Source organism: Bdellovibrio sp. HAGR004 (assembly GCF_055397015.1).
Genome location: NZ_AP029176.1, coordinates 3388869 through 3403531, shown reverse-complemented (window position 1 = coordinate 3403531; position 14663 = coordinate 3388869). Strand labels below are relative to the sequence as shown.

Genomic DNA, 14663 nt, shown 5'->3' with positions numbered 1-14663 from the left:
TTTAGACGATCTGACAATACAGGGGGGTGGAGCACCCCCCTTTGTTATTGAGGATCAACAGGTTGCTCGTCACTGTCTCAAAATGTGGCAAAGTATTTGCTGGGAAGACTTCGTTCTATAAAAGAAACGGAGTGTATATGAAGAACGTTCTTAAATACGGTGCCGTGGCAGCCGTCATGATCATCAGCCAAACGGCTTCGGCCTCGTTCTGGGGGAAAGTAAAAAATCAATTCAATGACTGTAAGTATTCCGATCAGGAATACAGTCAGACGTATGCCTACGAAAAAATGGTCACACCTCGCTTGACCGAACATCTGGGCAGTCAGGAATTCTCCGAAAACGATTTCTATTCCAAACCCTGGATGCGCGATTTCCGCTATGTGATCGTGATCAACAAATCTGACCGGGGTCGCACCGCCCAGACGATGCGCGTTTATGAATATGGCCGTCAGATTATCAACAGCAAAGTGTCCACGGGTCGTGAAAGCCTGGAACTGAAACGTAAAAACAAGGTTTGCACAGGTGCTCCGGCTAAATCCTACTGGTCTCAGACTCCGACAGGATACTTCACACCGAAGTTCCTTTCTAAAGATCACGTTTCCAGTTCTTGGGACTCTTCAATGCCGTTTGCGATCTTCTATGATGTTGATAACGGTCTTGCGTTGCACGAGGTTTACAGAAAGTACACTGACTATCTTGGCAGCCGTGCTTCCGGTGGATGCACTCGTCAGGATGGCAAAACCGCTGAAGAGCTGTTTAAACGTGTCGAGGCAACTGAAGGGGCTACCATCCCTGAAATCAATCCGGACGGAACTCCGGTGCTGAATGAAGATGGCAGCGTGAGATATATCAACAAACAATACTGGACAAATCAAAGAACGGGCGAAGTTGTGAAGTTCAACACGTTCAGTGCTTTGATCATCGTTCAGGATGTTCGGGACTAATTTTTAGTCCCGTTTACCATCAGAATAAACGCATACTCCGTGGCCGTTTCTTTCAAACTGTCGAAGCGGCCCGAAGCTCCTCCATGACCGGATTCCATATCCGTCTTCAGAAGAATCATCGAAGTTCCCTTATTGTGCTCTCTTAATTTAGGAACCCATTTTGCGGGCTCCCAGTATTGCACCTGGGAATCGTGGAATCCTGTGGTCACCAGAACATTCGGATACGCCTGGTCTTTCACATTGTCGTAAGGGGAGTATTTGCGAATGTATTCGTAGTCTTCCTTCACGTTTGGATTTCCCCACTGGTCATATTCACTGGTGGTCAGGGGAATGCTTTCGTCCAGCATCGTGGAGATCACATCCACGAATGGAACCTGCGCAACGATGCCTTTGTAAAGGTCCGGGCGCAGATTCATCACGGCTCCCATCAAAAGGCCTCCGGCGCTGCCACCCATGGCAAACGTGTGTTCAGGCTTTGCATAGCCATCTTTGATCAATGCTTCTGTGACGTCGATAAAGTCAAAGAAGGTATTCATCTTGTTGTGAGTACGCCCCTGATCATACCAATGGCGGCCCATTTCAGAGCCCCCACGGATATGTGCTTTGGCGAAGACGAAACCACGATCCACCAGGCTGAAAACAGAACTGCTAAACCACGGGTCCATATTGGCGCCATAAGAGCCATAGCCGTAAACCAGCATGGAACCGGAAGAATCTTTTTTGAAGTCCTTCTTCATGATCAGGGATACGGGCACCTTTATACCGTCGCGAACAGTCAGGAATACACGCTCAGTTTTATAAAGTTCCGGATTGTAGTTCGGAACCTCTTTGGTCTTTTTTAAAACCTGTTCTTTGGTTTTCACGTTCAGATCGTAAACGGAATCAGGCAGACGCATGGATTCATAGTTGTAGCGCAGCCAGTCCGTGTCGTATTCACGATTATCGCCGACAGAGGCCAGGTAGCTTGGGTCTGCAAATGTCAGCTCGTAAGGATTTTGAGCATCGCGGTCTGCAATGCGAACCTGAGTCAGACCGTTTTTACGCTCGTCCAGGGCGATGAAGTTCTTAAAGACCGTCACACTTTCCAGATAGACATCCTTGCGATGAGGAATCAGCTCTTTCCAGTGCTTCTCATCGGTGTGCGCAGGGTCCGCCACCATCAGTTTATAGTTGGGCGCATTCTTGTTTGAAATAATATAGAACTTATCACCGCCGTCCGTGACGGAGTACTCGTGGGCGCGCTCGCGGGGATTGAAGACTTTGAATTTCTCCTGTGGTTTGTCCGCCGGGAGGAACTGCACTTCGGTGGTCAGGGTGCTGTAGGACGTGATGTAGATGTACTTCTCGGACAGGGCTTTATACACATACACACTGAAGGTGTCGTCTTTTTCGTGATAGATCAGATCCTTCTTGTGGGTTTTAAGATTGTAGCGATAGATCTTTTCCGTGCGCAGAGTTTCCGGATGCTGCTCGGAATAGAAGATCGTTTCATTGTCATTGGCCCAAGCCAGGTTGCCGGTGACGTTTTCAATTTTCTCTGGCAATGTTTTTCCGGTTTTTAGGTCTTTGAAATAGATCGTGTAGAAACGGCGACCCACGGTGTCCACAGCATAGGCCATCATCTGCTGATTAGGACTCATACGGGGGCCTGTGGAGCTGAAGAAGCTGTGACCCTTGGCAAGTTCAGGCACGTTAATCAGAATTTCTTCCGGCCCCTGAGGGCTGCCTTTGTGGCGGGTGTGCAAGGGGTACTGCTGACCGACTTCATAACGGGCGGAATAGTAGTATTCGCCATCTTTAGCCGGAACGAAGGATTCGTCTTCTTTGACACGGCCTTTGAGTTCCTGGAAGATTTTTTCCTCCAGCTCTTTGGCTGGCTTCATCATGGATTCTGTATAGGCATTTTCTTTTTTCAGGTAATCGACGACTTTTGGATTTTCGCGTTCGCGCAACCAGAAATAATCATCCATGCGGACGTCGCCGTGCTTGGAAAGTTGAGTGGTGATTTTTTCAGGTTTTGGATAATCAAGATAGTTTTTATGCATGCAGGACACTCCCAGAAGAACAATAAGATAGACACTTCTTTTCATTCAAAAAAGCTATCACTGTCTTCCGGGAGTGGGAAGCATTTGCCACAATCAAGGTCTAGCCTCTCCTGACGGGGACGGTCTGGATTTGCGCAGATCTTCTTTCCCGGCGGCACGATTGTAAGCTTCCAGGAAGGTCGTTCGTGCGAACTCTTCAATCGAGGTTGCGGTGGTGTTCTTTTTGTCCCTTTGAACGGTGCCACTGATGGTGCCATTCCCCAGGGATGTGCCCAGTTCGATGAAGGCATCGGCCCAGTCCTCTGTCATGCCGGCACCAATCAGGTAGTTGCGCATTTCTGCTGAAGGGACTTCGACATATTCCAGTTCTGGTCTGTTAATGGCTCTTCCCAGGGCTTTCATGACATCCAGATGATTGATCTCCCGTTCCCCCAGCAGGTATTCGACGTTGTGACCTTTGAAGTCCGGATTCATCAAAAGAAAAGACGTCCGTGCGGCAATGTCCCGCGTGGCGACCATGGAGATGGGAACTTCGGCAGGAATGATTCCAAAATAACGGTTCATGGAAAGAATGCTGGGAATTCCTCCCAAAAGGTTTTCCATAAAATAGGCGGGGCGCAGGTGAACAATGTCGGCATGGGTGATGGCATTCAGGCGCTCTTCCTGATCATGCAGCCCCAGCACCGGTCCGGTGCCGCTTTCAAGATCTGCCCCGATGCTTGATAGATTGACGACTTTTTTGACGCCAGCTTCTTCGATGGCTTCGGCGATCACTTCGCCGAATTTATTTTGATAAAACCGCACTTCTTTCGCGGACATGTTTGGAGGGATCATCGTAAAGATGGCGGAGCATCCGCGCATGCAATCCATCAGGAAGCCGACTTCGTTGGCATCACCTTGCGCCAGCTCCGCACCACGAAAGGCCTCTTTGTTGGGGAAATGGCGGGCCACGCAGCGGACTTTTTGCCCATTGGCCAGCAGATGTGCGGTGATCTTAGAGCCGATGTTGCCCGTGGCTCCCATAACGAGAATCATAAAAAAACCTCCTTGTTAGAAACCCATGGTAACTGGGAGACAAGGAGGTTCTGAACTTACAATTAGGAAAGGACTTTTAACGGCTGGATTTCGCGTCAGTCAGCAGTTGTTCTGCGTGGGCCAGAGATGTCTTGGAGATCTTTTCGCCACTGATAAGGCGAGCGATCTCCTGGACACGGTCTTTTTGTTTGAGTTCTGACACAACCATGCTGACGGAATCCTTTTGCGGGGACTTCTGAATAAAGAAGTGGATATCCCCGAAAGCTGCCACCTGCGGAAGGTGAGTCACGCAGACGACTTGCTGTCCTTTGGCAATGGTGCGCAGCTTGCGGCCGACCTTTTCTGCCGTCTCGCCAGATACACCCGTATCGACTTCGTCAAACAGATAAGTGCGTGGTTGATTGCTCGAGCCCACCACACGCTTCAAAGACAACAGAATGCGGCTCAGCTCGCCCCCCGAGGCAAACTTCGCCAACGGACGTTTGGCGTCTTTGGCCGAGGTTTGGCTGAGGAATTCCACATCGCTCATCCCCGTGGACGCCAGCTCCTGAAGCTTTTCAGTCATGACATGGAAGGTGACGCCTTTCATGTTCAGATCCAGAAGTTCCGCATTCACGCTGTCCGCCAGAAGCTCGGCTCCTTTTTGACGGCGTTTGTGCAGTTCCGCGCCCAGGGTTTCCAGTTCTTTCAGAAGAACAGCGGCTTCTTTTTTCAAAGACTCCACTTTGGATTCAGAGTTTTGCAGGTTGGAGATTTCAATTTCCATCTCCATCAAAGCTTTCAGAATATCATCGACCGTGGAGCCGTATTTTTTTTGCAACTTGCGCAGATCGCTCAAGCGGCCTTCGGCTTCTTCCAGGCGCTGAGGATCGGCATCAATCTTATTTGCATACTGGCGCAGGTCATAGATGCTTTCATCAATCAATGTCTTGGCTTGTTCCAGATTTTCCAGCTTCGCCGCAATCTGCGGGTCCACGCTGGAAAGCTCCAGACCTTTTTTAAGGATGGCATTCAGACGGCTGATGGCGGAATCGTCGTCATTGTACAAAGCGGCTTCAGCCTGATCCACGAAGGCGCCAATGCGGTTGGAGTTTTTGAGTTTTTTAACTTCGACTTCCAGCTCAACATCTTCGCCCGGGGACAGATCCAGGTTGGCGATTTCATCGCGCTGATAAGTCAAAAAATCCAGACGCTGGGCTTTTTGTTTTGCATCACTTTCCAGCTTTTTGATTTCTGCAAAGATCGCATGATAGCGATTGAATTTTTCAGTGAAAAGCAGGCGCTTGTCCCAGGTGCCCGCGTATTGATCCAAAAGATCCAGATGATAGTGCTTGGACATCAGATTGCGGTTTTCATGCTGACCGGTCATTTCAATCAGCGGGGCGGAATGTCCGGCCAGCTCCACCATGGGTGCCACGATGTCACGCAAGCTGTTTAAAGTGCTTAAGCTGCCGTTCAGGTAAACCTTGGATTTGTCACCAGCGCTCAGGATGCGACGAACGATCAAAGTGTTTTCATCCGCCTCGATACCCATATCGTGCAACATCTTTTGAATGTCCGGACGGGATGAGATATCAAAAGAACCCTCGATGGTGGCTTGTGTGGCCCCGGTGCGAATGGTGTCGCTGGAGCCTTTGCCGCCCATAAGCAGGGACAAACTTTTGAGCAGAACGGATTTACCGGCACCGGTTTCACCGCTCATGATGTTTAGCCCCTCTTTGAAAGAGATGTGCAGACTGTCGATAATTGCAAAATTGGATACCTTCAACTCAAGTAACATAATCTTTGTTTCCTATAAGATCAGTTTCGATCGCCGAACTTTAATTTTTCACGCAGCAAATGGAAGTAGTTGTGATTGGGCTCACGAACCATCCAATGATCGTAACAAGAACGACTGACCACCACTTCGTCTTCTGCGGTGATCTCAGTCACTTTTTGTCCATCCACGATAAAGTGCGCCTTTTGGGTTTTACCTTCCAGCTTAAATGAAAGCTCTTTTTCATCTGGGAAGATCAAAGGGCGCGAGGTCAGACTGTGCGGCGCCACCGGGGTCACGATAAACACCGGCGATTCAGGATGGCAAATAGGGCCACCTGCCGCAAGGTTATAAGCCGTGGATCCCGAAGGGCTGGCGACGATAAAACCGTCGGCCTTCACCTGACTGACCAGGAACTTTTCAGAATAAATGGCGGTGTTGATCAATTGAGACATCGAGCCTCTTTCGATCACCATATCGTTCAGGGCGTGGTGCTCTTCACGCACTTTCCCTTTGCGTAGAATCTTCGCAAAGATCATAGAGCGCGGACGTTGCACCATTTTTCCGTCCAGAGTCTTTTCGATGATCTCAAAGCAGGAATCGGCATTGTGGGCGGTCAGGAAACCCAGTGAGCCCATGTTAAAGCCCAGAATAGGAACACTGCGGCCTTCCAGCAGGCGCACGGCACGCAGGTAAGTCCCGTCACCACCAAGCACGATGACCAGTTTCAGATCATCCATGTGCTTCTTGGTTTTTGCCGCCTTCGTGCCCGCGACGACTTTTTGATCGGGGCAGGTGAAGACGTCAAAGCCGCGTTCTTTCAAAAACTCCGCAACCTTCTTAGCCAAAGAGACCGCAAGTGCTGTCTCCAGGCGATAGACCAAACCAATGCTGCCGTTTTCCTTCAGAATCAGTTTGCTCTGTTTGGTGTCTTTGTTCATCGAACTCTTTTTCATTAAATCAATCCATCACGACGCAACAGAGCGTTTGGATCCGGCTCACGACCGCGGAATTTCTTGTACAACTCCATCGGGTGCTCGGTGCCGCCGCGGCTCAGAACATTGTCTTTGAACTTCTTGGCCACTTCCTGATTGAACAGGCCTTGCTCCTTGAAGTACTCAAAGGCATCTGCATCCAGAACCTCTGCCCATTTGTAGGAATAATATCCGGCAGAGTAGCCACCTGCAAAGATGTGCCCGAAGCTGCAAGAAGAATTCGCGCCATCCACTTTAGGGAACAGACGGGTTTCGGCCGTCGCCAGTTCCTCGAAGGAGTCCACGTCCTTGATGGTTGCAGGATCTGTGGAGTGCCAAGCCATATCCATCAAGCCGAATTGCAGCTGACGGCAGGACATGTAACCGGCCTGGAATTTTTGCGAGCGTTTGAGTTTCTCGATCAATTCCGCAGGCATTGGCTGGTTGGTTTCATAGTGACGGGCAAAGATATCCAAGCCCTCTTTTTCTCCGACCCAGTTTTCCATGATCTGGGAAGGCAGTTCCACGAAGTCCCAGTAAACGTTCGTGCCGCTCAAAGACGGGTACGTGCACTCAGACAACATTCCGTGCAAAGCGTGACCGAATTCATGGAACAAAGTGCGAACTTCGTCATAAGTCAAAAGGGAAGGCTTGGTCGGAGTCGGCTGCGTGAAGTTGCACACGATGCTCACGTGTGGACGCTTCATTTCACCTTCGATCAGGCCCTGACTGCGGAACTGAGTCATCCATGCGCCACCTTTTTTGGTCTCGCGTGGGAAGAAGTCCGTATAGAACAGACCCATGTATTTGCCGGAAGCGTCTTCATAGATTTCGTAAGCTTTCACTTCCGGGTGGTAAACGGGGATGTCCTTGTTTTCTTTGAAAGTCAGGCCATAAAGTTTCTTCGCGTGAGCAAAGACACCTTCCACCACGTTTTCAAGTTTGAAGTACGGGCGCAGGTCCTCTTCATTGAAGGCGTATTTTTCCTCTTTCAATTTTTCAGAATAATAAGCCACGTCCCAAGGTTTGATCTCGGTCAAGCCGTCCAGTTTGGCCGCGAACTCTGTCAGTTCCTGCACGTCTTTCATTCCGGCGTTTTTAGAGGCCGCCAAAAGTTTGTTCAGGAATTGCATGACAGTTTCAGGGCTCTTCGCCATACGCTCGGCCAGAACGAAATCAGCGTGTGTGCTGAAGCTCAGGATTTTTGCGCGTTTGTTACGAAGCTCAACAATTTTCAGAACGTTGGCCTGGTTGTCGAACTCGCCCTTAAAGGCTTTGGAAGAAAACGCACGCCACATTTTTTCACGAAGCGCACGGTTTTTCGCATAAGTCATGAACGGAAGGTAAGAAGGGATCTGCAGGTTGAAGAACCATTTGCCTTCGTGACCTTTGGCTTTGGCCTGGGCTGCAGCGCCTTCCAGAATACCTTCTGGCAAACCGTCGACGTCTTCTTTTTTGTCCAGAATCATTTCAAAAGAGTTGGTCGCTTTCAAAACATTCTCAGAGAACTTGGGCCCAAGAACGGAAAGTTCCTGATCGATCTGGCGAAGAGTTTCCTTGTCGGTCTCGTTCAGCAAAGCGCCGTTGCGAGTGAAGGACAGGTAGGTCTTTTCCAAAAGGCGGTTTTGTTCGCCGTTCAGATTCAAAGTCGCACGCTTGTCGTAAACCGCTTTCACGCGACTGAAGATTTCAGCGTCCAAAGAAATATCAGAAGCCAGAGCCGTCAACTTTGGATAGATGTCTTTGGCCAAAGCCTGCAAAGCCTCATCTGCATGAGCCACTTCCAGGTTGCTGTAGATCGTGGAAATCTGATCCGCCAGCAGGGAAGCTGCCTCCAGGGCCACAATCGTATTTTCAAAATCAGGAGCCGCAGGATTGGCTTTGATTTTTGCCACATTGTCCTTGGCAACTTTGATCGCTTCTTCCACAGCCGGAACGTAGTGCTCCACTTTGATCAGATCAAAGGGCACTGCCTGGTCTTTGTTTGTGAAGGGTTTTAAGAGAGGATTTGTCGTATTCATAGGAACCTCCAAAGAGTGATAAAACACCCCTCTTTTTTTCCATGAAAACAGAGCGAAATAAAGGGAAAACCACGGATTAAAAAATGACTCAACAGGGCACCACCGACCAGCCCAAAAAGCAGTACTTTAGAGGCTTTTACGGCCATCCTTTGGTACTGCCATCCACACAGCAAACACGCGCCACTGAAGGCTGTTTTTATGATCGGCTTATACTGGGAACTGAGCCCTTGGGAGGGGGAGTAGCCCTTTTATGGGGCCTCCGGCCCAGGATGGTCGCGAAGCGAGTGCCGGCAGAGGGCAGGAGCCCGTGCCCCATAAAAGGGCTACTCCCCCTCCCAAGGGCGCCGGTCGCGAGCACAAGACAAAAAAAGAAAGGGCCCTCAGTGGTTTTACCTTCTGAGGGCCCATGATGTTGCGGCGTATTATTCCGTAAGAACGGTCGAGAGTCCGCCGCGGCTCTCTAGTTTTTTACACAGACGCCCAAGTTTGAGCCAGCAATCACTTGGCGGCAGGTCGCCCCTGTGTCGCAAGAATTGGCCTGGCTCAGAATGCAGCTGCGGGTCAGGTTCTGGGAGCAAGAACCGAAGCTGTTGGGTGCCGATGGAATATTGGAATACTGAGGGAAGTTCGTCGCCACCTGTGGTGCGGCTGGAACGTAACTCCAGATGTAACCATAGGTGTAGCCATTGGAGTAAGACCAATAGAACAACTGTCCTGGTGGGTTGTCATAGATCAGGTTCTGTTGGATACAGCCCAGGCCCATCGTTCCGTTGTAAGTCGGAAGATAACCGTGAGGGCATCCGCAGAAACCTTGATTGATGAAAACGTTATTGTAGTTGAAACCGTAATTGTAGCCGTAGCCATAGCCGTTGATGTACGGGAAGTTATAAGGCTGGAAGCCCTGATAGTACCCATAGGCATTCGTATTACAGTTCGATGTTCCATTGATACAGTTCAGTTGCAACGGAGTTGTGGCCGTTGTTTGATTGCCGCCGCCGCCATCTTTGTCGGGTTGGCAGGCAGCCAAAGCGAAAACGGTGAAAAGTAAATAAATGAGCCTTTTCATAAAGCACTCCCAAAAGTTAAAAAATTCTTCAACATGGATCTGTATTCCAAGTTTCGTGCCTTCTTTTGAGAAACTCAGGTGCCATATATTCGTCCTTAACCCCAGACTTTACAAAAAGCTGCCCAAAATCGTCACTCGGCGCCCCAAAAGGTTCGGACTTACTTTTGGCTGCACACTTGCTCTGTCAAAAGTAAGTCCGAACTGAGTTTGGGGGTTGGCAGACGGCTTGTTCCCCTTTAGGCTTAGAGGGTGATGATCGAAAGGAGTCGACCATGATAAAGTACATTGGATGTGTAATGGCTCTGCTTTTGGCTGTTCCTGGCCAGGCAGCGATTTCTTCTAAAAATACAAAACCTGTCGCGACAAAAATTCTTAGCGGCGAGGGAGCCAGCTACGGTGGTTTGGCTGGCAGTGCATTTACTTTGATGGATGTGCGCCGAACTGCAGACGCGAAAAAGAAAGTCGAGCGTTTGGTCTTTGATGTCGGTGATATGAACGGGGCTCCTTTGAAGGGTTGGCCCGGATATTATTATGCCGAACTGAAAAAGAATCCTCAGCGTCTGGTGATCGACTTTGCACAAATGCCTCGCTCTAATGTGGACCAAAACAGACTGGCCGCGATTATGAAATCTTCATTGGCAGTTTCCCGCACCCAGATGAGTCTGGACCCGGTGGACGGTTCTTTGAACCTGACGATGGATCTGAAGAAAAACACCAAAGTGCGTGTTTATCAGGTGGCTGGTAAAAAAAGCACCAGCAAAGTCGTTATTGATTTGATCACGGAGTAGGAAGTGAAAGTGCACTTCCTGCTCTCTGCAGCCCTGATTTTGACGGCAACCTCGGCACAGGCCCGGGTTTTCAACATCAACAAAGAATCCTTCGCAGCTTATTTCGGTGTCGGTGCCGGAGGTTCTCAGGTGGGGACTGCGGCTTTGGATAACGAGGCCTCTGCTTCTTTCAGTTACAGCGGAACGGTGAACTACAATTACGCGGGCGAGTTCGGGTTTATTTATTCCCGGCCAGCGGCCAGTTTGCGCTTTGGATTTGAAGTTTTAAAGCCTACAAATCTGGAAGGTTCCCGTGCGGAAAATGCCGGGACCGAACTGTACAGTGCCAACAGTGAAATTCTGGGATATGCACCAAAGCTGGCTCTGGAGTTGAACCTGCACGGGAACAACACCTCTCGCTCTTTTGTTTCCGTCGGTGTGGGCAGCGCCAGTATCACCCTGAAAAATGACTATACTTTGACCGCCGCCGGTCAGGCCGCCTATCCGGGTGTCACGGATCATGGGATCGAGGCCAAGGGTTCTGCAACGATGCTGAATGCTTCGTTGGGGTATGAAGGTTTGTTGACAGACACGACCACGATTGTGGTGGAGTTCGGTTATCGTCAACTGAATATCGACAATCTGGAATACACCAAATCCGTCACAACATTCAAAGGCCCCGTCAACAGTGGCGATAAAGTCACGGATGCTTCCGGCGACAGCCGGGACTTGAATCTTTCTGGCGGCTATATCACTCTGGGTTTCCGTTTTTATCTTTAAAGGAGTCAGCAGCATGAGTGCTCTTTATCGTCTTAAGGGACTCGAATATTCCTATCTGTGGAATGGCGAACAGGTGCCGGTTCTTAAGGGCATTGATCTGGAACTGGAAAAAGGATGCTTCACCTGTATCGTCGGGCCCAGTGGAACGGGAAAAACCACTTTGCTGAACCTTTTGGGTTTGATCGATACTCCCAGCAACGGCCATCTGGAGTTCGCCGGTGAAGACGTCACACATCTGAAGGAATCGGAAAAAGAAAATGTTCGTTTACATAAGGTCGGTTTTATCTTTCAGGCCTTCTATCTGATTCCGACCCTGACGGTTCTGGAAAACACCTCTTACTTCCTGCCTTCCTTGGGTTACAACCAGTCCAACGCCCACAAAGTGGCAATGGAAACTTTGGATCTTCTGGGTCTTGCGGACCATGCGAAAAAGAAACCTCTGGAGCTTTCCGGAGGTCAGCGTCAGCGTGTGGCGATTGCGCGTGCGATTGCCAAAAAGCCTGCGGTGGTCCTGGCGGATGAGCCCACAGCCAACCTGGATTCTGTGACGGCGGAAAAGACCATCAACGCGTTTAAGGAACTGCAGAAGTCTGAAAATACCAGCTTTATCTTTTCAACTCATGATTCGCATCTGGTCAGCTTTGCCAAGTCGGTGTATCGCATGAAAGACGGGCAGATTGATAAAGGGGCTGTGTAATGTTGGAACTTCTAAAAATCTCCTGGCGAAATCTATTCCGTAATCCGCGCAGAACCTGGGCCAGTCTTTGTACGGTGGCTTTGGGGGCGGCAGGCTTGCTGATCTATCAGGGCTTCAACACCGGCGTGATGAATCAGTATCGTGAAAATGTCATTCATGGTTACTACGGCTATGGCCAGGTGTTCCCGCAGAATTATTATGGCAAGGTCCATGAAACCCCATGGAAGTTGTGGTTTGAAAACCCTGAGGAAATTGAACAGCAGATTCGCAGCTCTTCGGCGGTGACTCAAGTGTTCCCGCGGGTGTCGTTCTATTCCTTCATCGTCAAAGGCGGCATTACATTGGGCGGTAAAGGCGAGGGTGTGATCCCGGAAAGGGAAAACACATTCTTCACCGAGATGAACTTTATCGAAGGTCACGATCTGCAGGGACAAGATCAGATCATTCTTGGAAAAGGTCTGGCAGAGAGCATCGATGCCAAGGCCGGGGACGTGGTGACTTTGCTGACACAAACAGTGAATGGTCAGCTGAACGGCGCGGATCTGACGGTGGCCGGGATCTTCTTTACTGGAAAAAAGATCATTGATGATTCCTTCTATCGTGTGGACCTGAAGCAAGCCCAGCAGTTGCTGGATACCCAGCGTGTGGAGATGTTCTCGTTAGCAACAAAAGGTGTCGAGACGTGGTCTCAGGTGGACAGTGATTTGCGCAAAGCCAATCCACAACTGGAGGCTGTGCCGTTTGAGATTCTGGATAAGAACTACTATCAAAACTCGGTGGACTTCCTCAATGCGCAGTTCTCTTTCATCCGCTCTATTATTCTGGTGATTGTGGCCATGGGAATCTTCAATGTGATTTCCGTGGGTTTGTTAGAGCGGGCGGGTGAGATGGGGGCCCTGCGCGCCAATGGGGAAAAGCGCAGTCGCTTGTTTAAGATCCTGATGATCGAAAACAGTTTGCTGGGAATTCTGGGGGGCTTTTTGGGAATCTGTCTGGCCGTTTTGGTGGACAAGACCTTGCTTTCCAAAGGAATTCCGCTGCCTCCGGCTCCGGGAATCACAAGGCAGTTCTTTGTCTTTTTGGATATTCAGGCGGGGCACTATATCCAGGCGTTGTTGTTACCCATGATTGCCACGGTTCTGGCCAGCTTGTGGCCGGTGTGGAAGTTGTTGAAGAAATCCATTCCCGAGCTTTTAAGATCCACTTAAGCTCCATGACAGTAGCGTAAAGAAAAGCGGCCACGAAGGCCGCTTTTTTATGAGTCATCTGTTGTCTCAAAGTGATCACTTTTTGGTCAGCGGTGCCAAAATGACGTTTTAGCCCCACTTCTAGAGTCTGAGATCTAATCTAATTGGTTCCCATAGCGATCGATCCGCGGTACGAGACTTGCTTCATCGTTATTTCGGAGTGAAATAATATGCGAGTCTCTGTTCTGGTGAATTCAAAAGCAGGCTCTGTGAATGCAGAGTTGATCGAGGCGAAGGTGCGTGAAGCGCTTTTCCGCTGCGATCTGCGTTTCTGTCGTCCTTCGACGATGATGGAAATGTTTGATTTTGTTCAGGAAGAGATGGCTCAGAAGACGGATCACTTTATTATCTGTGGTGGTGATGGGACGATCAATGTGACCTTGCAGTGCCTGATGAAATATCGGGATGGCGCCCACATTCCTCCGATTGCGATTGTTCGATCGGGAACAGCGAATGATCTGGCGCACGAAATTGGCGTTTCTCATAGAATTGATACCGCCGTTCGCAACATCTTTGAAGGTGTCGTGAAGAACATCGATGTGATCGAAATATCCGCGCAGGATCAGCGCGCCTATATGTTGACCAACGGAGGCCTGGGTCTTCCGGCCAAAGCTGCGGAACTGGCCAATAAATTCCGTTCTAATTTGCAGGCTCTGGCCAACAATCCGAAGTCGGCGAAAGCCTATCGTTTCCTGGCAGAGAAAAGCTATCATGCCGTTAAGAAAATGGGCCCGAGCGTATATTCTATGATGACGGCCGAGGCGATTCGCACCTGGAATCCTGAGGGCTGGGGATTGGAAATTGAAATTCCCGGCAAGGTGAATGTCGAGACCACCTCTCCCATTGTCCTGGTCAACAACCAGCAGAAGATCGGCTCCAGCTTTGTGCCGGCTCCGTTTACTTCCAACACAGATGGAACGGTCAATTTACTTTTATCTGAAACCAATAATATTCCGTCGCAGGCTTTGGCGGCTTATCATATCCGCCGTGGCACCGTGGAAAAGTCGTCGGCATTCAAGTCGTTCGAGCTTAAAGAGTTCAGACTAAAGAGCCAGAATCCCCAGCGTTCTTTGACTTTCTTCGGGGATGGCGAGATCCTTCTCAGAGACGTTCAGGACATCACCGTCCGCTGCATTCATCGCGGACTTCCCGTGATGGTCCGGCAGTAAGTCTATTCGGAGGTCACAGTGACCAAACCACGCATTCTCGTAACGGGGGGCACAGGCTTCCTTGGCAAGCGAGTTCTTCCTTTGCTTCGTGAAAAATTCGAAGTCGACGTTCTGTCCCGTTCTGGCAAGACAGAAGTCCAGGGGGATTTGTGTTAGTGGAAT

General features: G+C 49.8%; 13 protein-coding genes. 7 read left to right on the top strand and 6 right to left on the bottom strand.

Annotated elements, in window-relative coordinates; genetic code table 11:
• Positions 1–137: 137 nt before the first annotated feature.
• A complete protein-coding gene (locus tag ACZ5ZV_RS16885) occupies positions 138–944 on the top strand; it encodes a L,D-transpeptidase (protein WP_464118348.1) in 807 nt (268 codons plus the stop codon).
• Here ACZ5ZV_RS16885 and ACZ5ZV_RS16880 read toward each other — a convergent pair.
• The 6 genes from ACZ5ZV_RS16880 to ACZ5ZV_RS16855 form a co-directional block, all read right to left on the bottom strand.
• Positions 941–2989, bottom strand: coding sequence for a S9 family peptidase (locus ACZ5ZV_RS16880; protein ID WP_464118347.1), 2049 nt, complete (start codon positions 2987–2989; stop codon positions 941–943). The two genes, ACZ5ZV_RS16885 and ACZ5ZV_RS16880, sit on opposite strands and share 4 nt — an antisense overlap.
• A gap of 93 nt (positions 2990–3082) precedes the next feature.
• Positions 3083–4024 (bottom strand): NmrA family NAD(P)-binding protein, encoded by a 942-nt coding sequence (locus ACZ5ZV_RS16875; protein WP_464118346.1) that lies wholly within the window; start codon positions 4022–4024, stop codon positions 3083–3085.
• A gap of 76 nt (positions 4025–4100) precedes the next feature.
• A complete protein-coding gene (gene recN, locus ACZ5ZV_RS16870) occupies positions 4101–5804 on the bottom strand; it encodes a DNA repair protein RecN (RefSeq protein WP_464118345.1) in 1704 nt (567 codons plus the stop codon).
• Between the two features lie 20 nt (positions 5805–5824).
• Positions 5825–6736 (bottom strand): NAD(+)/NADH kinase, encoded by a 912-nt coding sequence (locus ACZ5ZV_RS16865; RefSeq protein WP_464118344.1) that lies wholly within the window; start codon positions 6734–6736, stop codon positions 5825–5827.
• Positions 6736–8775, bottom strand: coding sequence for a M3 family metallopeptidase (locus ACZ5ZV_RS16860; protein ID WP_464118343.1), 2040 nt, complete (start codon positions 8773–8775; stop codon positions 6736–6738). The genes ACZ5ZV_RS16865 and ACZ5ZV_RS16860 overlap by 1 nt, the downstream gene beginning before the upstream one ends.
• Before the next feature lie 460 nt (positions 8776–9235).
• Positions 9236–9841, bottom strand: a complete 606-nt coding sequence (locus ACZ5ZV_RS16855) for a hypothetical protein (protein ID WP_464118342.1) — start codon at positions 9839–9841, stop codon at positions 9236–9238.
• Between the two features lie 272 nt (positions 9842–10113).
• Here ACZ5ZV_RS16855 and ACZ5ZV_RS16850 point away from each other — a divergent pair, with 272 nt between their 5' ends.
• The 6 genes from ACZ5ZV_RS16850 to ACZ5ZV_RS16825 all read left to right on the top strand — a co-directional run bounded on the left by ACZ5ZV_RS16850 (position 10114) and on the right by ACZ5ZV_RS16825 (position 14657).
• Positions 10114–10629 (top strand): hypothetical protein, encoded by a 516-nt coding sequence (locus ACZ5ZV_RS16850; protein ID WP_464118340.1) that lies wholly within the window; start codon positions 10114–10116, stop codon positions 10627–10629.
• A gap of 3 nt (positions 10630–10632) precedes the next feature.
• The gene (locus ACZ5ZV_RS16845; RefSeq protein ID WP_464118339.1) at positions 10633–11388 is read left to right on the top strand and encodes a hypothetical protein; all 756 of its coding nucleotides are present in this window, start codon (positions 10633–10635) and stop codon (positions 11386–11388) included.
• A 13-nt stretch (positions 11389–11401) separates the two neighbouring features.
• Positions 11402–12085 (top strand): ABC transporter ATP-binding protein, encoded by a 684-nt coding sequence (locus ACZ5ZV_RS16840; protein WP_464118337.1) that lies wholly within the window; start codon positions 11402–11404, stop codon positions 12083–12085.
• Positions 12085–13293 (top strand): ABC transporter permease, encoded by a 1209-nt coding sequence (locus tag ACZ5ZV_RS16835; RefSeq protein WP_464118336.1) that lies wholly within the window; start codon positions 12085–12087, stop codon positions 13291–13293. Before ACZ5ZV_RS16840 ends, ACZ5ZV_RS16835 begins: the two co-directional genes overlap by 1 nt.
• Before the next feature lie 209 nt (positions 13294–13502).
• A complete protein-coding gene (locus ACZ5ZV_RS16830; RefSeq protein ID WP_464118335.1) occupies positions 13503–14501 on the top strand; it encodes a diacylglycerol/lipid kinase family protein in 999 nt (332 codons plus the stop codon).
• Positions 14502–14519: 18 nt separating this feature from the next.
• A complete protein-coding gene (locus ACZ5ZV_RS16825; RefSeq protein ID WP_464118334.1) occupies positions 14520–14657 on the top strand; it encodes a hypothetical protein in 138 nt (45 codons plus the stop codon).
• Positions 14658–14663: the final 6 nt, after the last annotated feature.